General features: G+C 36.1%; 20 protein-coding genes. 5 read left to right on the top strand and 15 right to left on the bottom strand.

The window, feature by feature from the left end:
- Positions 1-14: 14 nt before the first annotated feature.
- Both hflX and NSS71_RS23015 read right to left on the bottom strand, forming a co-directional pair.
- Positions 15-1,271 (bottom strand): GTPase HflX, encoded by a 1,257-nt coding sequence (gene hflX, locus NSS71_RS23020; protein ID WP_251689233.1) that lies wholly within the window; start codon positions 1,269-1,271, stop codon positions 15-17.
- Between the two features lie 538 nt (positions 1,272-1,809).
- On the bottom strand, positions 1,810-2,367 hold the full coding sequence (locus NSS71_RS23015; RefSeq protein WP_016201422.1) for a DNA-3-methyladenine glycosylase I: 558 nt from the start codon (positions 2,365-2,367) through the stop codon (positions 1,810-1,812).
- A gap of 197 nt (positions 2,368-2,564) precedes the next feature.
- Here NSS71_RS23015 and NSS71_RS23010 point away from each other — a divergent pair, with 197 nt between their 5' ends.
- Both NSS71_RS23010 and NSS71_RS23005 read left to right on the top strand, forming a co-directional pair.
- Entirely contained in the window at positions 2,565-3,497 is a 933-nt protein-coding gene (locus tag NSS71_RS23010; protein WP_016201423.1) for an RNA polymerase sigma factor, read from the top strand.
- Positions 3,491-4,459: a helix-turn-helix transcriptional regulator gene (locus NSS71_RS23005; protein WP_328587767.1), complete on the top strand. Its 969-nt coding sequence runs from the start codon at positions 3,491-3,493 to the stop codon at positions 4,457-4,459. The genes NSS71_RS23010 and NSS71_RS23005 overlap by 7 nt, the downstream gene beginning before the upstream one ends.
- A 102-nt stretch (positions 4,460-4,561) precedes the next feature.
- Here the strand turns inward: NSS71_RS23005 and NSS71_RS23000 are convergent, their stop codons facing one another.
- From NSS71_RS23000 to NSS71_RS22990, 3 genes are all read right to left on the bottom strand, one after another.
- Positions 4,562-6,253 carry a methyl-accepting chemotaxis protein gene (locus NSS71_RS23000; RefSeq protein ID WP_341152065.1) on the bottom strand — a complete coding sequence of 564 codons (1,692 nt, stop codon included), beginning with the start codon at positions 6,251-6,253 and terminating at the stop codon, positions 4,562-4,564.
- A gap of 307 nt (positions 6,254-6,560) precedes the next feature.
- A complete protein-coding gene (gene brnQ, locus NSS71_RS22995; RefSeq protein ID WP_061800679.1) occupies positions 6,561-7,889 on the bottom strand; it encodes a branched-chain amino acid transport system II carrier protein in 1,329 nt (442 codons plus the stop codon).
- 106 nt (positions 7,890-7,995) lie between these two features.
- Positions 7,996-8,472: a GNAT family N-acetyltransferase gene (locus NSS71_RS22990; RefSeq protein ID WP_047943978.1), complete on the bottom strand. Its 477-nt coding sequence runs from the start codon at positions 8,470-8,472 to the stop codon at positions 7,996-7,998.
- 135 nt (positions 8,473-8,607) lie between these two features.
- Between NSS71_RS22990 and NSS71_RS22985 the strand changes: the two genes are divergently transcribed.
- Positions 8,608-9,084 carry a DsrE/DsrF/DrsH-like family protein gene (locus NSS71_RS22985; protein WP_047943977.1) on the top strand — a complete coding sequence of 159 codons (477 nt, stop codon included), beginning with the start codon at positions 8,608-8,610 and terminating at the stop codon, positions 9,082-9,084.
- A gap of 58 nt (positions 9,085-9,142) precedes the next feature.
- Here the strand turns inward: NSS71_RS22985 and NSS71_RS22980 are convergent, their stop codons facing one another.
- From NSS71_RS22980 to NSS71_RS22965, 4 genes are all read right to left on the bottom strand, one after another.
- The gene (locus NSS71_RS22980) at positions 9,143-10,012 is read right to left on the bottom strand and encodes an aminoglycoside 6-adenylyltransferase (RefSeq protein ID WP_341152064.1); all 870 of its coding nucleotides are present in this window, start codon (positions 10,010-10,012) and stop codon (positions 9,143-9,145) included.
- A gap of 124 nt (positions 10,013-10,136) precedes the next feature.
- A complete protein-coding gene (locus NSS71_RS22975) occupies positions 10,137-11,711 on the bottom strand; it encodes a hypothetical protein (protein ID WP_061800683.1) in 1,575 nt (524 codons plus the stop codon).
- Positions 11,712-12,028: 317 nt separating this feature from the next.
- On the bottom strand, positions 12,029-13,000 hold the full coding sequence (locus tag NSS71_RS22970) for an LCP family protein (protein WP_047943973.1): 972 nt from the start codon (positions 12,998-13,000) through the stop codon (positions 12,029-12,031).
- Positions 13,001-13,019: 19 nt separating this feature from the next.
- A complete protein-coding gene (locus NSS71_RS22965; RefSeq protein ID WP_047943972.1) occupies positions 13,020-13,655 on the bottom strand; it encodes a helix-turn-helix domain-containing protein in 636 nt (211 codons plus the stop codon).
- 384 nt (positions 13,656-14,039) lie between these two features.
- Between NSS71_RS22965 and NSS71_RS22960 the strand changes: the two genes are divergently transcribed.
- Together NSS71_RS22960 and NSS71_RS22955 are read left to right on the top strand one after the other, a co-directional pair.
- Entirely contained in the window at positions 14,040-14,882 is an 843-nt protein-coding gene (locus tag NSS71_RS22960) for a sulfite exporter TauE/SafE family protein (protein ID WP_047943971.1), read from the top strand.
- Positions 14,882-15,262: a DUF1634 domain-containing protein gene (locus NSS71_RS22955; RefSeq protein ID WP_047943970.1), complete on the top strand. Its 381-nt coding sequence runs from the start codon at positions 14,882-14,884 to the stop codon at positions 15,260-15,262. The genes NSS71_RS22960 and NSS71_RS22955 overlap by 1 nt, the downstream gene beginning before the upstream one ends.
- 105 nt (positions 15,263-15,367) lie before the next feature.
- On the opposite strand, the gene NSS71_RS22950 is transcribed toward NSS71_RS22955, so the two are convergent.
- From NSS71_RS22950 to NSS71_RS22925, 6 genes are all read right to left on the bottom strand, one after another.
- Positions 15,368-15,871: a hypothetical protein gene (locus tag NSS71_RS22950; protein WP_047943968.1), complete on the bottom strand. Its 504-nt coding sequence runs from the start codon at positions 15,869-15,871 to the stop codon at positions 15,368-15,370.
- A complete protein-coding gene (locus NSS71_RS22945) occupies positions 15,868-16,341 on the bottom strand; it encodes a hypothetical protein (RefSeq protein ID WP_047943967.1) in 474 nt (157 codons plus the stop codon). Before NSS71_RS22945 ends, NSS71_RS22950 begins: the two co-directional genes overlap by 4 nt.
- A gap of 162 nt (positions 16,342-16,503) precedes the next feature.
- Positions 16,504-17,307, bottom strand: a complete 804-nt coding sequence (locus NSS71_RS22940) for an ABC transporter ATP-binding protein (RefSeq protein WP_047943965.1) — start codon at positions 17,305-17,307, stop codon at positions 16,504-16,506.
- Positions 17,307-18,338, bottom strand: coding sequence for a FecCD family ABC transporter permease (locus NSS71_RS22935; protein WP_061800688.1), 1,032 nt, complete (start codon positions 18,336-18,338; stop codon positions 17,307-17,309). The genes NSS71_RS22940 and NSS71_RS22935 overlap by 1 nt, the downstream gene beginning before the upstream one ends.
- On the bottom strand, positions 18,335-19,369 hold the full coding sequence (locus NSS71_RS22930) for a FecCD family ABC transporter permease (RefSeq protein WP_172885210.1): 1,035 nt from the start codon (positions 19,367-19,369) through the stop codon (positions 18,335-18,337). The genes NSS71_RS22935 and NSS71_RS22930 overlap by 4 nt, the downstream gene beginning before the upstream one ends.
- Positions 19,370-20,419 carry an iron-siderophore ABC transporter substrate-binding protein gene (locus NSS71_RS22925; protein WP_047943963.1) on the bottom strand — a complete coding sequence of 350 codons (1,050 nt, stop codon included), beginning with the start codon at positions 20,417-20,419 and terminating at the stop codon, positions 19,370-19,372.
- Positions 20,420-20,520: the final 101 nt, after the last annotated feature.

Below are 20,520 nucleotides of genomic sequence, written 5' to 3'. Positions count from 1 at the left end.
TCCCTCTGCGTATTTTATATTACGTATTCTCGATAACGATTATAGTCTTCTTCTTTGCATTCGATAGATAGGAATATTCCTTCTTCCTTATATTCTGTTGAAAGGATATTTGCCTTTTCCGTCAAATAGGATAATACATTCCCTTTATCATACGGGATAGTCATTTCACAGGAAATATACTGCTTAAAGACATTTTTAGAAATAGCTTCCACTAGTTCATTTATTCCAATTTGCCTTTTAGCAGAAAGGTAAACTCCATCTGTTCCTGCCATCGATGTATCTCCTGCTGCTAAATCTATCTTATTAAAAGCATAGATAGCTGGGATATTTTCCGCGTTAAGCTCTTTTAAAGTCTTATTAGTCACATTGATTTGCTCTTGATAATTTGGATTAGAGTAGTCAACGACATGAATAAGCAAATCAGCTTCCGCCACTTCCTCTAAGGTCGACCTGAATGCTTTTACTAATTGGTGCGGTAATTTACTAATAAATCCAACTGTATCTGTTAATAAAAAGGATTTATTATTTGGCAATGTAATATTGCGCACTGATGTTTCAAGGGTTGCAAAGAGCATATTCTTTTCAAACACCATTTTCTCGGTTGCAGCATGATATTTTTCAAGCAGCACATTCATTAAAGTCGACTTCCCAGCATTCGTATAGCCAACGAGTGCAATACTTGGCAACTCTTTCTTTTTTCGCATCTTTCGCTGGTTTTTACGTTGGACCACGAGCGTATCTAACTCTTTATGCAAGCGACTAATTCTGTCTTCAATCCGTCTTCGATCCAATTCAAGCTTCGTTTCCCCTGACCCTCTATTTATAAGGCCAGATCCTCCTCCTTGACGACCTAGTGATTCTCCTAAACCAGCTAATCGAGGCAGCATATATTGCAATTTTGCGATTTCAACCTGGAGCATCGCTTCTTTTGTCTTCGCTCTTTGAGCAAATATATCTAAAATCAATACTGTTCTGTCAATGATTCGGCAATCTGTTGCTTCCTCTAAATTACGAACTTGGGAAGGAGACAGCTCATCATTGAAAAGAACAGCCTGCACGTCCTTCTCCGCAAGCAATGCAGTTAACTCCTGCAGTTTCCCTTTCCCAATATAGTGTGCAGAATGAACCCGATCCAACTTCTGCGTTATCTCTCCCACTACTTCTATATCACAAGCTTCTGCCAATTGAATTAGCTCTTCCATTGAATTAGCAAAGTCTTCTTTCTGATCATAATGAACGCCTACTACTATCGCTTTTTGTTTTCCTTCCATTCCTGTTCCTCCATTCTATTCATAAAAAAACACACAGGTGGCCACCTGTGTGTGAAGCAATCGGAATAAGGAAGAGGAATAGTATTTATATAAAGTAAACCCTAAGTCTAAAATGGGTTTCTAAAGAAAATATTATTCCATTTTAATAAAAAGAGAGCATAATTCTCCCCTTTTACACCACATCATTATAAATAACGTTAATGAAAGGTTGCTTTTAAAAATAGGCAAACTAATCCCGATTACTCTACACACAGGCAGAGCCTTTAAGTACTATAAAATTAGTTACATAAAGTATACAATCGAGATAGAATTCCACATCTTAAAGCAACCCTCCATTCATCTAATTAACATTATTATACCATAAATGGGAAGTAGAGGGGCAATTTTTCTGTTTTCTGCTGAATATTTTTCTTATAAGAAAAGCGCTGGTTTAGTCAAGCTTCCCCTTGTACTCTCGATACTTTTTTGTAAGATTCCTATCCAGTTTGTTTAAAAGCTTGGAATACTTTCAAAAACAGGAGAACCTCCTCGATTTCCTTTATTCTTTATGAAAAGCACAGCTAGTTATGTGGTCGTTGACTATTCCGACTGCTTGTAGATAGGAATAGATAGTTATGGGTCCTACAAACTTAAACCCTCTTTTTTTCAAATCTTTGCTGACTTTCTTTGATAGGTCAGTTTGCGCTGGTATTTCGCTGTCATACTGCCAATTTGATATGATTGGTTTTCCATCTACATAAGACCATAAAAATTCAGCAAAACTTCCGTATTCTTTCTGTATTTCTATCATTGCTAAGGCATTGCTTTTAACTGATTTAATCTTTAACGGATGTTTCACAACCTCTGTATTAATTCGGATATTTTCCAACTCTGTTTCTGTTAGGTTTGCACAGTATTCTAAATCGAAATCGTGAAAGGCCTTTTTGTATGCTTCTCGCTTTTTTAAAATGATTGACCAAGACAATCCAGCTTGTGCTCCCTCTAGTACAAGCATTTCAAACAAATATTGATCATTATGACTTGGAATACACCACTCTTTATCATGATATTCTCGCATCAAGTCACTGGAATTTGCCCAGGCACATCTAGTTTCCATCAAACCATCCTCTTTTAAAAATTATTCTTATTCTTAGTATAATCCAATTAACCTGACAACAGTATGTCATATTTTGAGACCACTTCTCGCTTCTCTTTTCTTTGGATGATACACTTAATTAAAAAAAATAATTTTACCCGTTTAATTTTGTTCTACCTGGCCGTTATATATAGGAAAAGACTTTAGGAGGTAAAATAATGAAAAAAATGTTCACTAAGCATTTTACAGAGGAATCAAGAAAATTATTAAATGAATTGGAAGAAATGATTTCATCCTACTCCGAATCCTTATGGAACTATTGTAAATATGTTACAGGTTCCCCTTGGGATGGAGAAGATTTATTTCAAGATACAATTATTAAATCATTTGGAATGGTTCCACAAAGGTGGCATGAGATTACAGATAAAAAGAACTATCTTTTTCGAATCGCGACAAATACTTGGATTGATCAGTGTAGAAAAAGGAAAAGAGAGATTGGAATCTTAGAAGATATTCCAACCCCTTCCGTTGCTTTTACAGATCATCTACTCTTAGAAGAGATTCTACTTTCTTTGGAATCAAATTTAACGCCTAAACAAACAGCTGCCTTTCTTCTTCTAGATGTTTTTCATTTTAGCGCCGAAGAAGTTGCAGGAATTGTAAAAAGTACTCCAGGCGGGGTCTATTCTTCCGTTCAACGCGCTCGAAAAAAAATTAAATCCTTAGACTTTTCTAATTCTGAAACATATACAGAAGCTAATTTTGCACAAAAAGAAACTATTCAAGCTTACCTGCAGGCATTCAATGAAGGAAATTTAGATAAGATGTTACGTCTTTATAGTGATTATGCTCAAAATGAAGCTTTCCTTGGCTTCCAAGAGTATTCCAAAGACGAAATGCGTAACGGCTCTCTCATCTACGGATTACCCGGACATACAGCAATGTCAAAAATCTTATGGGGGAAACCTGTTATTATTGTATTAGCAGAAATCGATGGGCAATTAAAAATTCACGATATTCAAATACAAGAAATCGAGAATGGCAAAATCGTCAGCCACCAAAGCTACTTCTTCCGCAAAGAATTTATTTTAGCAGCAGCCGAAGAATTAGGAATAGAAGCTCAATTAGATAAACCACCATTAAAATGGTGACAGAGGAGCGGTTCTTCCGTTTCTCTCCATATTCCTCAATAAGGAGTCTTCCCATGAAAATAAGTAGACTGTTTCAAATTATCTATATATTACTAGAAAGAAAAATGATCACGGCTAACGAACTAGCCGATAAACTTGAAGTATCTGTTCGAACTATATACCGCGATATTGAAGTTCTTACGGAGTCTGGCATTCCTATTTATACAACCCAAGGTAAAGGTGGCGGAATTACCTTGATGGATCAGTTTGTACTCAACAAATCACTCCTTTTAGACAAAGAGCAGGATGAAATACTATTTTCCCTGCAAAGTCTATCTGCCACTAATTACCCAGATACAAGCGATATTTTAGCGAAACTAAGTCATCTATTTCAAAAAAGCGAAACTAAGTGGATTGAGGTAGATTTTTCAGCATGGGGCAGTGATACAAAAAGAAAGGAATACTTCTCCCTTTTTAGACAAGCCATTCTAGAGCGTCATATCCTCTCGTTTCACTATATCAATTCGAATGGGGAAAAGAGCTTACGGCGAATTCTTGCGACAAAATTATTGTTTAAGGATAAAGCCTGGTATTTAGAAGGTTTTTGCCTAGAAAAATCGGCGAATAGAACTTTTAAAATAAACCGTATGTCTAATATAGCTTTAACTAATGAAATTTATGACAACATAAAAAAAACGGAAGAATTAATTTTAAATGATTCTTTGGATGGGGATTATTTAGAATGGGCAGACTTAGTGCTCAGAATTAGTTCCAGAGCCAGTTATCGGATTTATGATGAATTTGAGGAAAAGGATATCTCAAAAGAGAAGGATGGCTATCATATCATTTGCACCTCTCATATAAAAGGGGAATGGTTATACAGCTACCTATTATCCTACGGGAATTATTTAGAAGTGATCGAACCCACAGACATAAGAAATGAAATAAAAAGGAGAATTCAGCAAATGATGAATCAATATTGACTTTGCCATTAATTCTTTGGTTTTATTGCTGACTTAGCATACACAAAGGGACAGTTCTCCCTCCTTCCCGAAGAAAAGCAGGAGTATCGTCCCTTCATATTCTTATACTTTAAATCTACTAATTAGTTCTTGTAAATTCTCCGCTAAATTCGATAAGTCGGAAGCAGAGGACGCAATTTCTTCCATGGATGCAAGCTGTTCTTCTGCTGAAGCTGCCACATTTTGAGAATGCATAGAAGTATTCTCTGATATGTTAATGATTCCAGATACGGTTGATGAAACTTGGTGCGTACTTGCAGAAATTTGTTCAGAGGTTGCCGCCATATCCTCCGTCAACTCTGTCATTTTTTCCATAAAGTGATAAATCTCTTGAAAATTATCCTTTGTTTGATTAACAACTTCCAATCCTGCTTTTACATCCGTATTTACTTTTTCCATCGATTGATTGGATTGTGTCATATCTTCCTGTATTGTTTTAATCAATAAGGCAATTTGAGAAGATGATTTTTGAGATTGCTCTGCTAATTTTCTCACTTCATCTGCAACTACCGCAAAGCCTTTCCCATGTTCTCCAGCTCTAGCCGCTTCTATGGCCGCATTTAGTGCTAATAAATTCGTCTGGTTCGCAATATCTGTAATGACCTTTGTAATTTCTTCAATCTCTTGGGATCGATTATCTAAATTCTTCATTACCTTTCCACTTATTGCTACAGAACGATTGATTTCGTGTATTTGGTTTACAGTCTTATCCACAAAAAAGCTGCCTTCCCTTGCCTTCTCTGTTGTACTTTTACTCATATCAGTAATAATAACAGCATTAGCGGCAATTGATTGAATCCCTTTTGAGACCTCTTCTAAAGCAAACGAGCTTTCCTGAACACTAGTAGTCGATTGATCTGCCCCATCCGCAACTTGCTGTATAGATTCTGTTATGGTCTCTGTTGCTTTGCTAGTCTCTTCCGCACTTGCTGTTAATTCTTCTGAAGAAGAAGCAAGTCGCTCAGAGGATAAAATCAATTCATTGACCATCGACTTAAGGTTGTCTGCCATTTTATTATAGCTATCTGACAAGAGACTTAATTCATCACCAGCATTGTCTTGAATATTGTTTGTAAAGTCGCCTTCTCCAGCTAATTTTAAGGCAGCTGTTAAATTAGAAAGTCTCTTTTTCAATTGACTTGTATAGAAGTATACAACAACAGAAGCTAACACTATCATCATCACCAAGACCACGATAAACTTCCATAAAAAGGAGGATATAATACTATCAATAATTTCTTGAGAAGCTCCAACATATAGAATTCCAATAACTTCTCCTGCTTTGTTCTCTAGAGGCATGTACGCAGTTTGATACAATTGGCCAACTACATTTGCTTCCCCATAAAATCTTTCTCCTTGATCTAATACTGTACTCACAACTTCTGGGGAGGCCTGTGTGCCAATTGCTCGTTCTCCATTCATCATGACATTCGTCGCAATGCGTGTATCTCCTTGGAAAACAGTTACGGTATCACCAGTATCCGCGCCTATTTTATCTACAACCTCAAAATTATCATTGAGAACCGTATTTCCTTTATATAGTTTATCTTCTTTGATTTCCCAATCACCTGGATATTTATTATTTATATACCGATAAGCAAGTCCAATATCCCCTTTTGCTTTCTCTGTAGCAAATTGTTTCATTCCTCTTGTTATTTCCTGATTTACTAAAAAACCGATAACCCCAGACAGAACAATAATAATTGCAAAAACAATTATATTTATTTTTGTTCCTAGCTTTAATTTTATTTTCATACCTTTCACCCTTGTTCCCTGTTCATTTTCTTTATATTGCTCTGCTTCCCCCAAGTAGAATCATTAAGCGTTAAAAAAATACTCTTAATAAAGAGTATTTACTACACCTAATTACAGATTGACCTGTTATAAGCTACCACCCTAACTTACATGACATCCCTTGACTCTTTTATAAAACACTAATAGCACTATTACTATCGGTGTATTATTTAGAATGTTTATCAAATAATAAACTTGATAAATATGGTAATAAAAAGACGGTCCTCCCGCTTCCTCTATGGAATGCAGGAGAACCGCCCTCTGCGTACTATTTACGAACGAAATATCCAATCACCGCACCAATAAGGGCGGGTAAAACCCAGCCTAACCCTATCTCGTAAAAGGGGAGAATATTCTCGTAAAAATGACCAATCTCCTCAAAAAAGCTAAGCTTAGCTTCTGGGATGCTTTTTACAAGTGCTTGATAGCCATCCAATATACTTACAAAGAATGTTAGCACCATTGCCGTTAGGTACACACTTTGCTTGCCTTTGAATAATGGCGAAAAAAGAGCAAGTATGATAAGCACAATTGCTAAAGGGTATAAGAACATGAGCACAGGTACTGCAAATAGAATAATTTTATTTAAGCCTAAATTGGCAAATAAGAAAGAAACAACACATAGACTAAGCACAAAAGTCTTATAGCCAATCTTCGGAAATACTTCATGAAAAAATTCACTACAAGACGTTATTAATCCAATACTTGTTTTTAAACAGGCAAGCACAATGATAACCGCAAGCAAAATGCCGCCAAAAGGACCAAAATAATGCTTAGCTACTGCAGCAAAGATAAGTCCGCCATTTTCAAAAGTTCCTACAGCTTGTACACTAGAAGAACCCATATAAGTGATAAATCCGTAGATAAGCATCATTAGCAGCATGGCAAATATTCCTGATTTCCATGTTGTCTTCGCAATACTCTTTACATCCATAATCCCCTTCCCTTTAATAGCGCTAATCACCACTATACCAAAGGCTAGAGATGCTAGAGCATCCATGGTGTTGTATCCTTCTTTAAAACCTGTCATAAAAGCATTATTTAGATATGCTCCCTGTGGCTCTTGAAAGCTCCCCATCGGGCGAACAACACTTACTATTATTAATAAAAATAAAAACAGCAGAAAAGCAGGAGTCAGATATTTCCCAATCACATCCATAATCTTTGCCGGATTTAAGGAAAAATAGTAAACCAGTAAAAAGAAAAGAAAACTAAAAATAGCTAAAAATAAAGCAATATGGCTATTAGCGACAAACGGTTCAATCCCTATTGCAAATGGAACTGTCGCTGTACGTGGAATAGCAAAGAATGGACCAATCGTTAAATAAAGAAATAACGAGAAGAGAAATCCGAACACTGGATGAACGCGACTTGAAAGCTCGCGCAGGCCATTGCTTCCTGATAAGCCAATTGCTAATATACCGAGAAAAGGAAGCCCAATCGCTGTTACTAAAAAGCCAGCTAGCGCAAGCCAAAAGTTTGTTCCCGCAAGCTGTCCAAGCTGAATAGGAAAAATTAAGTTTCCCGCTCCAAAAAACATACCAAAAAGCATCGTCCCAATTAGAGCATAAGTTGAAAAAGAAATTCTTGATTGCATAAATCTAATACTCCTTTATAAATACATATAAATTAGATAATACGGGAACGTTTAAAAGTACACAACAACTTTTTAAATGAATTTTCAAATAATACCTTCTAGACTATTAAAGAACTTTCTTCAAAATCTCTCCTGGCAGGCCTTCTATTTCTCCAATCCATGCTGAAGTAAATCCTCTACTCACTAATATTTTTCTCGAGGCTCTATTAGCAGGATCTATAATTGCCTTTATTACCTTTATATCTGTATGCTTCACTAATGACATCAATCTATCCGCAACCAGACCGCCATATCCCTTCCCCCAATGTTCTGGCAAAAGCATATAGCCAAGTTCTGCTTCAGCAAGCTCTTGCTCCGTTAAAGTCACATGACCAAGCCCTATAAATACTTCTGAGGCTGGTTGAAAAAAAGCATATGATCCAAAGATCTGATTCTTGTCATTGCGGATCAATAATTTCTCAAAGTCAGCCTTTGCCTCTTCTAACGGAATAGCTCTTTCTGTAATCTGGGCCATCACTCGCTCATTAGAAACTAATTGGTAATATAACTCAAAATCATTTGCTGTAAATTTACGATATAGCATGACTGCTCATCACCTTCCTATTATATCCGCTTTTTTCTATTCTCTTCCGTAAATATGACAATATAGTGAAATCCGCATATCCAAAACTATTTGATGAAAGCTAAAGATATTCTTAAACAAGAAAGGAATTTTTCCATGGAAAAAAAATTAAACGTATTAATGTTTAGCGGGGACTACGATAAAGCAATGGCTGGTTTCATTCTAGCTAATAGTGCCCGGGAAATAAATGTGGAGGTAACCATGTTTTTCACCTTTTGGGGGCTTTTATTACTTCGTGATCCCGAAAAAGTCGATTTGGAAGGTAAGTCCTTCTATGAAAAAATGTTTAGCACCTTCCAACCTAAAGACGTAGAGCAGCTTCCTTTATCTAAAATGAATTATGCTGGTCTAGGTAAAATAATGATGAAGGAAATGCTTGAGGAGGAAGAAGCTTCACCACTTATAGCTTTCTTAAAAGGGGCAAGAAAAAAACAAGTTAAGTTTCTTGCCTGCAAATTATCAGTTGATATACTTGGATTTAAGCAAGAAGAGTTTTATCCAGAAGTCGAAATTGTCGACGCTAAGGTTTATCTTAAAGATGCTTTAAAGTCTGATATTCAGCTTTTTATTTAAAGGTTCCCATATCATCAAAAGGCGGTCTCTGCTGCTGCAAAAAAACCGCCTATTATCTTTAATATACCTCTGCTGCATTAGGCTTCAATTGACGAACATGGTTTAAATAAGCTTTCACCCCTTCCGCCTCTTCTAAGGGATAAAGAAAATCCATCTTTCTGCCAACTTCTAATCCGATTTCCTCAAATAATGCTGTCATAGAAAATAACGATTTCCAGACTAGACTATAATCGCCACTCGGATAGGTATGCATGAGCCTTTTCCATGTATCATCATCAATATACTGTTTTAAGTATTTACTGTTTTTTCCTACACTAAGGGAAAAATCTGTTTCGATGCCTACCTTCCATTCCAACATTTTTAACAGCATCGCCCTTATGATATTCATATGGTCAATCGCATAAAGAATTTCTCTTCTCCATAATCCCTTAACAACATAGGTAGAGACCCACCAAAATTCGTTACAGCAATCAGAAAATTGTTCGGCAGTTGGCTTTTTTACCCAATAATCTTTATCTGTACTAGGGGGTATACAAGGGAGACTATTGTCTTTATCTAAGAGAATCACCGTCAACCCATCCTCCTGACAATACTTGTTCTTTTCCTCCAGCGGAACAAGGGTTAAGTCGATGCGGTTACCATCCGTAAATAGCATAAGATAGGAAAATTTTCCGCCTAGCTCTGCCGGAAAAAGCGAGGAATCCTCTGGGGTTTGCATAATGATTCGTTTCCCAAAAACATCAATCCAGTTAGGCTCATTCAAAAAAGATTCCATATCATCTACTAGATAAACAATATCAAAATCCTGAAAAGCATCCTTCGGTACATTTGGATTTGTTCTCGAGCCATTCATGCAAACAGCTCTTACTCTCTTATCCTGATTAGCCACTTTTAACACTAAATCTAATATTTGCTTCTCTGTTCTCATGCTATCCCTCCAATTATATTTATTCATATGTTTCTATTATTCTATTTATAATTGGCGGGGCACGAATCCAGCTCCAATGTCGTTATAAAAATCCCTCAAATAGGTTCATAAAAGCCACTCCTTTCTAATAGATAATATACGGACCAAAATATACAGTTAACAAAATAATGTGTACACCAACAAAATAGATAATCCTCGGTGCACCTGTCCATTCATTGATACGTTTTGTTAGTATGGATAAAAAATAGGAAATAACCGCAAATAATAACAAATAAAAATAAGTACTGCCCGTAAATGTTAGGTACTTAGGTGCAGTTGCAAGTATATTCGGAACAAAGAAACGATCCTTCCATATAACTGCTGCAATCAAATAGATTCCAATTCCGGTATAGAAAATCCACGGTGGATTGTAATCAACCTTTCTACTAAAAAATACATACATGAAAATAACAAATAGTATTGGCCACAATAACCATATAAAGGAAAGTGCAAAGGCGAAAAAAGAGGTGGAAATCATTCCAAATGTTTTGCCAAATGCCTGCAGCCAATCCTCAGATGTATGTTTTATTTGTTTGTTTATTTTTGTAATTTCATTGGAAGAAACATAGACTTTATTGCCATCTCCATGTAAATCCATCCATGCAATCATATCTTCATTTAACCATTGTGGAATAGTCGATATCGCAGCTGTATTGCTTCGTCGCTCCGTCTTTGTACTTCCGTTTTCCCCTATTTCCGATTCATAAATATTGAATCCAGTCTTCTCATTATATTTCGTTTCTGTATAACCATTCGCCTTAAATAGCAGGCGCGGCTTTCCATCCCTAAAGGTAAATGCAACATCTGAAATTTCTGTTAGCTTCCCATTCTCCCTTGCAGGATCTTGGAACGTTAACTCATATTGCACAGCCTCTTGTCCTTTTGTAATATCAATTTCTGCATAATAGTTGAAAAACTCTGGTTTTCCTTGCGTTAATTCTAATTCCTCTTGAAGCAATAACGCCAGTTTTTGATCTTCAAACGTAAAAGATATGCCATTTACTATCTTCCCAGGATCAACCTTTACCTTTGTTTCATATAAGTGGTTGACTTTCCCATCTTGGACACGAGATAAAGCAAGGTCAACATTGCCCTTTTCCTTTGCAAATAATAGAAGGTGAATGCCATCCGCATTTTCCTCTACTGCTAACTTTTCCTTTTCTAGATCAATATCCATAATTTCCGACGTTTCTTTTGTTTCAGGATTTAATTGAAAAAGCTTATTTTCTTTTATATAGAGAATAGTTTTCTCGAGTGGAATAAACTCCTCTACATCCGCAACTAATTGTGTCTTATCTTGGTCAAAAATATTTTCATAATCAAAATAAATAAGCTCATCATTTCCCTGATATATTTGTGTCCATTTGTCTACAGGTATATCATAATTTTTCTCTTCCTTGATCCTAAAGTCATTGGTCATGATAGCCGTCTTTAACTTATTTTCCTGAAAGAAAGAGAACAAGTAACCTCCATCACCCGTCTCCTTGATTGCCGGCAGTTTATTTACTTCAGATTGTCCAACTAACAATCCTTTGCTCCAATCCGGCCCTGGCTGCGCTGTCACCTTAGAAAAATTTTCAAAAAACAATAAAAACAGTCCTAATAAAATCAGCACCCCTGGTATGATCCAATATAATTTCTGTAGTATCCAGGTCTTCATCTTATTCCCCCATATTGTTCCAAATAAATTCTCTTTGTATTATGAATAAAATAATAATAGCATATTTTCTGACAAAATATGCTAGAGAATTCTATTCATTTCTTTTCTTACTCTCATTGTATACAAACTATATATAGGGAAATCCCAAGCATAAAAAAAGTGTTTCACCATTCAAATTTCTTGTTCTACCAAAAAAATATTATTCTAGTAAACCTTATTATCACTTAAAACAATCCTCATCCATAATTAGGATGAGGATTGTTGCTGAACTAAGTCTATAGAAAAGCATAGCCATCAGCAAAGGAAGATTTATTTGATTAATTACCTGCCTTTCCTTCTACAAGTCCATGTCCATCAGCTAAAAATTCATTTAATACTCTTGCGTTTTCATCCATGTCTATTTTTAATACTGCTCCCACATTAACCGTATCATTTTCATAGGAGTTCTGAACTGGAATTCTAATACGGTCCAAATCGTCTGATTTATTTACTACTAACCCTTTTGTTATCGACAATATTGTAGGTGTATCTAAGTTTGTCTCAATATAAGGCGTAACAGTACCTAGGATTTTAGGTAAATTCACTACACTGTGTATACTAACTGCTTGTTCTTTCAGCTTTTCTATTGCTTCCTGCTGTCTCTCCACCCTGCCAAAATCACTTAATCGATCATGGCGAAAACGGACATAACCTAATAACTGATCGCCATGTAATACTTGTTTCCCTGGATGTAATGTCATACCAATCCCATAGGACATCTCATATGGTATATCAACTTCAATTCCTTTAGGAGCTACTATATCTACAATTTTGGAAAAACCCTCAAAATCTGCAATCGCATAATAGTTAATATCAATACCAAAGTTCTCTTTCAAGGTTTTTCTTACTAATTCAGGTCCGCCATAAGCAAATGCCGCATTCATTTTTTGATATCCTATTTCCGGAATATTTACATATATGTCTCTCATAATAGAGGCTATTTTCATTTTATGTGTATTTTGATTATAATGCACAATCATTAGTGTATCCGTTCTAGCATGTTCCTCTCCTCGCGAATCACTTCCTAACAACATAATATTAATTTCTCCAAATTGTGGCTCAGGTCCTTCAAAGTCTTCAAAACTACTTTCTATTTTATTATTTCCTTTCATTTGGGTTGCTTGTTTTAAGCCTTTATTATATTGATAAACAGAATAAAAAACGGCTAAAGCAAAAATAAGAATTGCAAAACCAAAAACCCTCTTCCACCTTATTCCCTTTTTTCTTTTTACTCTCGTATTATTTTCCATTCTATATCTCCTTTATTCTCTAACCCTTTGCAGGCAAAAGCTTAGCCGAAATCTTAATTGCTACCGCATCATCTAAATATCCGATTGGGAAAATGTAATCCGGAATAACATCAACGGAAATTATAAAATAGATAAGAGCGGCTCCCATAACAGCTAATTCCGTAATATTTCCTTTTTTGTTGGAAAAACGTTGATAATACTCTTTTAGTTGTTGTATGAATGGTCCTACCCCTTCTACTTTTTGCACTTTTTCTTCAAATTTATCAGCTACTAATCCCTTTCCTTCATCAGTCAATGCATAATGATTATATTTTTGAAGCTGTTCTTGCACTTCTTTGATAGAAAAGGTCTCCTTATAGTGGTTAGAAGAGAATAATTCACTTTGAATGGTTTCGATAGAATCGAAGATATCTTCTGATTGACTTGACACTTCTGAAGGTAAATAACCGGCCGCTGTAAACATTTTATCTACAGGAAAATCAAGAAACTTTGCAAATTTTTGAAGATGTTCTGGGGTTGGTCTTCTTTTGCCGTTAATTATTCGTGAGATTGTAGCTGTGTCAATATTCGTTAACACACTGAGCTTTCTCATTGACATAGCATTTTTCTTCAAAAGATTTTTTAATAATAATCCAATCTCATTGATGTCCCTCATATTAGATTAAGCTCCTATCTTTTATTATTCTTTTATATTAAGAATTTGTAATATTAACACGCAATATACTACTAAAATAGCGGACTGTTGATTTTTTGTCAACAAACAAATCGTTTTCTATTATCTATCCCTATAAAAAACGCATAAACATCTATGAACTTATGTCTATGTATGGGTTATTACTTGATTAGAACATTAGAATGAACAAATATATTGACATATTGTCAATGAAATAGTATGGTTCAAATGACTTACAACAAATCTTTGTTTTCTTTTAAACTATCATTCTAATTCTTAAGTAAGAATTAGTTTTCATTCGATTCTTTTATGTAGAGATTTACCACTATGTTTAAGACATTACCTTATTCACTAGGAGGCTATGTAATGCTAACTTTCATTTTACTTCTTTTTATTTGTATTTTTGCCGGGCTTCTGGGCTCTATCCTCGGAATAGGTGGAGGGATTATTCTTACTCCAGTTCTAACACTAGGATTTGGGTTTGATATCCACCATGCGATTGGAGCAAGTATAATATCTGTTATTGCAACAAGTTCCGGTTCAGCAGTAGCATACTTAAGAGATCGAATGCTCAATATTCGCGTGGCCATGTTTTTAGAGATTGCTACTACGGTTGGAGCGATCATAGGAGCAATCTTAGTAGGCATTCTCTCGCCGACTCTTATGTTTATTTTATTTGGTTCTTTCTTACTTTACTCAGCGATCAATATGGTACAAAAGCTCCGTTCGGGCGAAGAAGTATTGAAAAAGGCGCAACCTGACTATTTATCGGACAGGCTAAAACTAAATAATACATATTATGATAAAAGCCTAAAGACACAAATTGATTATCAAGTCGAAAAAGTCCCAGCAGGGTTTAGTGTGATGTTTGGGGCAGGATTAGCTAGTGGGTTACTAGGGATTGGCAGTGGTGCCTTTAAAGTAATGGCATTGGATACATTTATGAAAATGCCACTCAAGCCTTCTAGCGCAACTAGCAACCTAATGATGGGAGTTACTGCTGCTGCAAGTGCAACTGTATTATTTTTCAACGGCTCTATCTTACCAGAAGTTGCTGCTCCCGTTGCTATTGGGGTATTAATTGGATCCACAATTGGAGCAAAAGTAATGCAAATATTACCAGCAAAATGGATCCGAATTATTTTTATTCCACTTTTATGCTATATCGGTGCTCAAATGATATTAGAAGGATTTGGGGTGAAATTTTAATGGAAGCACAAAAAAAAGAACAAACTTCTGAAGAAGAATTAGTCATTATTGAGGAAACAATCGGAAAAATACTTAGATTCGGGGTTCTTGTCTCTGCCCTAATTATTTTTGTAGGCATTATTACTTATTTGATTACAAATAACTCTGGTTATAAGGAAACGTTCCCTACTAATTTTAAAGACATTTTTATTGGGGTTGCTGCATTTAAACCATTTGCCATTATTATGCTAGGTCTCTTTTGTTTAATCCTAACCCCTGTATTAAGAGTTGGAATATCCTGTTATGCTTTCTATAAAGAAAAGGACTGGTTATATGTTGGAATAACAGCCATAGTATTAATAATATTATTTATCAGCTTCTTAATTGGTTATACTTCTTAAAAAAAGGGCTTGTTTTCTTCCTGAAAACAGTCCCCGTTTTTATTCATCCTGTTAAAATATCCTCTTTCGGATAACAAATCTTGATTTATTTCATACGGAATTCGGCTAATATTGTTTCTCTCCATGTTCTTTAATCAATCTGTAAAAGATAATCCAAATGCTAATAACTAATAAATAAATAACAAAGGAATAATAAATCGTATATCCATGTTGATAATGAAAAATCCCTATCATGCCACAAATTCTCTCTATCGCAACACTCACAAGGGCCCAGCCTAAAATGTATAACAGCGTAAAATTAGGTTTAATATGGAAGAGATCATATAGATAAAAGAAAAGGTAGCTTATCGGGGCATACATTACATGGGAAAAGAAATCCATTATTTCAAAAGAAGAACTGTCATTTATTATATAATAACGCACTGGTAAAATACTTAACGTATGGTCAAAAACGAAACCAAAAAAAATACCACACATGAGATATATACTCATCGTCTTTTTGGTAAAACGCCTTGGGAGCAATATCACCAATAAAAATCCCAAAAAAATCGAGATAAGGATACTCCACTCATTTAAACTAAAATGAAAATCATAATGTAATTCTTTCATTTTTCTTCCAACTCTCCTTTATCCAGGCCAATAAACCAGCGGGCTATCCACCATACTAAAACTATTGATATAACATACAAAAGAGCAGAATATAACTGATTCCAATTCTCGAAGGCAAGAAGATCTGCCCATATATAGATCCGATCCTCCAAGCATAAAAACAACACAATGAGCCCAGTAAATAGTAATCGCCATTTTGTCTTCCATGAAGAGCAAAGGATACAAATAGACAGGAGAATTTGAAATGGTATCACAATAAATCGGCAAATATACATAGCAAATGAACCTTCAACCGTGCGAGTAAGAGGGACCCAGTGCAAATTAACATCTAATATTGTAAATATCGTAATTGTTAAAATTCCAATAATAAAGTACAAAAAAACAATCTCCGTAAGCATTAAACCTTTCGGAACAATAGCAAATACAATCAATACTATACATGCTAACAGTGACATAATAGCGATGGACATAAATAATCATCCTTTAAAAGGTTTGGCATATAACATGTAATATGCCCAAGAGAAACAATATTATTTCCAAAATAAACTATTATTGCCAGTATTAAGATCGTCCGGTATATAGACACAAAAGGCCTTCAAGTTTTCATACTTGAAGGCTTTCTCATTATAAACCTATGCATTAACATGATATCGGCCCTTCGGCACAACTAAAGGAGTTCCTGAAACTGGATCATTAATCACCGTACAATTAAGTCCGAAGATGTCTTTAACCAACTTACTTGTAATGATGTCAGCTGGCTTCCCCTCTCCTACAAGCTTGCCTTTGTCTAGTGCAAAAATATAGTCCGCATACCGTGCCGAAAGATTAATATCATGCAGGACCATTACGATCGTTGTACCGTATTTCCGATTAAGATCTGTCAGCAAATCTAATATTTCCACTTGATAGGTGATATCTAAGAAAGTGGTTGGCTCATCAAGAAATAAAATATCCGTTTGCTGAGCAAGTGCCATCGCAATCCAGACACGTTGTCTCTGCCCGCCTGAGAGCTCATCAATATTTCGATTAGCAAATTCTGTAATCTTCATAATTTCCATTGCTTCTGCAACTGCTTCATAATCCTTCTTGGACCAGCCACTAAAGAAATTTTGGTGAGGAAATCTCCCTCGCCCAACTAGATCTGCTACTGTTATTCCTTCTGGTACAATAGGGGATTGTGGCAAAATACCGAGAATGCGAGCTAATTGTTTTGGCGGAAATTTACTAATCGCCTTTCCATCGAGTGCAATGCTGCCAGAGGAAGACTTAATAAGATTGGATAGTGTTTTTAAAAGCGTTGATTTTCCACAGCCATTTGCGCCGATAATCACACTAATTTTATTACTCGGAATTTCAAGCTCAATATCTTGCAATATCATTTTGCCTTCATAGCCTGATGTTAACTTTTCCGCTCGAAACTCATGTATCTTATCCATTACAACTCTTCCTTTCGATTCATTCGAATTAATAGCATGATTAAGTATGGTGCACCTAGAATACCAGTGATCACACCTACTGGGTATCTAGCGACAAATGCAAACTGTCCAATCAGGTCAGATGCTAAAACCAAAATGATTCCCACAAGACCTGCCGGAATAACACTAGAAAATCCTATCCCAACTAATCGTTTAGCAATAGGGCCAGAAAGGAATGCAACAAATGCAATCGGTCCAGTGGTAGCAGTAGCTAACGCAATAATTAGAACCGAACTGATAACCAGTACAACTCTTGTTCTATCTGTGTTAACGCCTAGTGATGCAGCAGTTTGTTCCCCAAGCTCTAACATATCTAATCGTTTTCCAAGTAAGATAATGATAGGTGCCAAAAGTAGAACGGTAATCATAAGCGGATAAAGATTCTCCATTTTCACACCATTTAAACTACCACTTAACCATCTCATTGCTGTCGGAACATCATGATGCTGTCCAATAAGCAATAAATAGGATATTACAGCATTTAACATCGCCTGTATTCCAATACCTATCAATATTAACCTGCCAATAGAAAAAGAAGTGCCTTTCGATAATAGAAAAATAACCAGTACTGTAGCTAGTCCACCGATAATAGAAGCAATGGAAACAAACGTACTGCTTGCATGAAGAACAATGATACAAAATACCGCAGCAGCACTTGAGCCAGCTGTTATTCCAATAACATTTGGATTTGCTAGAGGATTACGAAGCATTGTTTGAAACACATGTCCAGAAATACCAAAAGCAAAACCAGCAAAAACCCCAGCCACCATCCTTGGAAAACGGATTGTTCCGACCGCAAAAGAGGCTCCTTTTACTTGCTCGCCTAGTAAAACACTAATTACATCCCCAACTGGATAAATCGTATTTCCAAGCATAAGCATCATGCAGCATAAAGCAAAAGCAATGATTGCTAACAAACTAGTCACAATAATAAAACGACGACGCCTTTTTGTTCTACCTACCATAATAAGATTCATTGATTCATTCATCATAACGTACGCATTTTCGCTTTCATAGTTATTAAGATTAAAATCGGGGCCCCGATAAAGGCTGTAACTACGCCCACTTCCAGTTCACCGGGACTGCCAATAATCCGGCCGCACACATCTGAAATCGTTAGGATAATCGCTCCTGCTAGAGCGGACATTGGAATAATGTAGCGCAAATCAGGACCAATAATAAGACGGATCACATGGGTTGCAAGTAAACCTATAAAACCAATTGGGCCCGCTAGAGCTGTTGCTGCACCACACAATAAGACCCCTCCAAATGCCGCAACAAGTCTAAGTGTGCCGGTCCGCACTCCCAACCCCTTTGCTGCTTCATCCCCTAAGGCCAAAGCATTTAAGCCCGGGGCAGAGAACAAGGCGATTAGAATGCCTACAACGAGAAAAGGAATGAAAATAGAGATAGAATCCCAATTTCCAGCACCAACACTTCCTACCTGCCAAAATCTAAATTGATCCATAACATTGGAACGCGGAATCATAATAGCCATTACAAGAGAGGATAATGCTGCACTTGTCGCTGCCCCCGCTAAAACAAGTTTAAGGGGGGTGGCACCGCCACTCCCCATCGAACCAATTCCGAATACAAAAATGGCAGTTAAGATTGCTCCTGCTAATGCAAACCAAATGTATTGACCAGCAGTGCCAATATGAAAAAAGGATATCCCACAAACAACAAATAGAGCTGCACCTGTGTTTACTCCTAATATACTAGGATCTGCAATCGGATTACGAGTGACGGATTGCATAAGAGCACCAGAAACTCCCAATGCAGCACCACACAACAAACTAAATACAGTTCTAGCAATTCTTTGGCGGACAACATTTGCTCCGTGAGACTGTACTTCTGGATGGAATAATCCATCCAGTATTTCATTCCAGCCAACAGTGCGAGATCCAAAAGCAAGAGACGCCAATATACTTATACCGAGTAAGATAATAGAAATTACTAATACACTAATAAATTTTCTCGGTATTAATAACTGCTTATTTTTTAGAACGGATGTCTGTTCCATTTACTTCACTTTACTTACAGCTTCTGAGAGTAATTTTAGGTACTCGTCGAGCGTATATTCAATCGAAAGTGTACTTGGTGTTCCGGCTGCTGCAAGTGGCGTATTATCCTCGATAATGACAACAGACCCTCTCTGTACAGCTGGAATCTTTCCATAAATCGGATCTTTCTGTAAAGCAGCAAGTGTTTCATCATTTCCATACGATACAAAAATATCTACATCATTTAATATGTCTGCATTTTCAGCACTTACTTCCAAATAGAAACTAGTTGGATCCGTCATTTGACTTGTAATACTTTCCGGATATTCCATCCCCAACTCTGTAAGGAATTCACCTCGTGGATCTGTTGGTGAATAGATATAAAATTTGGATAAGTCAGCACCATTAACACTTACAAATGCTGCTTTTTTCCCTTTCAATTCAGGAAACTCATTTGCTTTATCTGCAATGAATTTTTCTGTATCTGCAATAAGCTGCTTCCCTTCTTTTTCCATACCCATTCCCATTGAATTATATGTTACTTGTTCACGCCAAGAAGCAACCCAAGGATTTTTTGGATATGCTACAACAGGAGCAATTTCACTTAAAGTATCATACTCTTCTTGTGTAAGTCCTGAGTACGCGGCAAGAATGACATCTGGATTAGAATCAGAAATCGCCTCAAAGTCTATGCCATCTGTATCTTGATAAATATTAGGATTTTTTTCACCTAGCTCTTCTAGTTTTTTTGCAGTCCAAGGTAACATTCCGCTATCATCTTGAACACCATAATTTGCTGCTGAGAAACCTACAGGTACAACACCAAGCGCAAGTGCTACATCTTGGTTAGACCATGCAATTGTTGCAACACGTTCAGGTTTTTCCTTAATGACAGTCTCTCCAAGCGCATGCTTAATCGTTATTGGATACGATGAATCTGTATTAGAATCAGCTGATTTTTCTTTATCTGCCTTCGAGGATGACTGACTTGAACAACCCGCTAGTAAAAGAATGGCTACAATTGAGAATAAGAAAATAGAAATAAATGGCTTTCTTTGTTTTTTAAACATATGTATGTCCCTCTTTTTCTATATAATTTTATAATATAAATGATTATCATTCTCAATTATAATACTTGTTTTCTATTTTTCTGTCAATTACAAATAGTAAG

The organism is Niallia sp. FSL W8-0951 (assembly GCF_038006525.1).
GTDB lineage: Bacteria > Bacillota > Bacilli > Bacillales > Cytobacillaceae > Niallia > Niallia circulans.
Note: the sequence above shows the minus strand (reverse complement) of the source record. Positions and strands in the feature narration are given on the sequence as shown.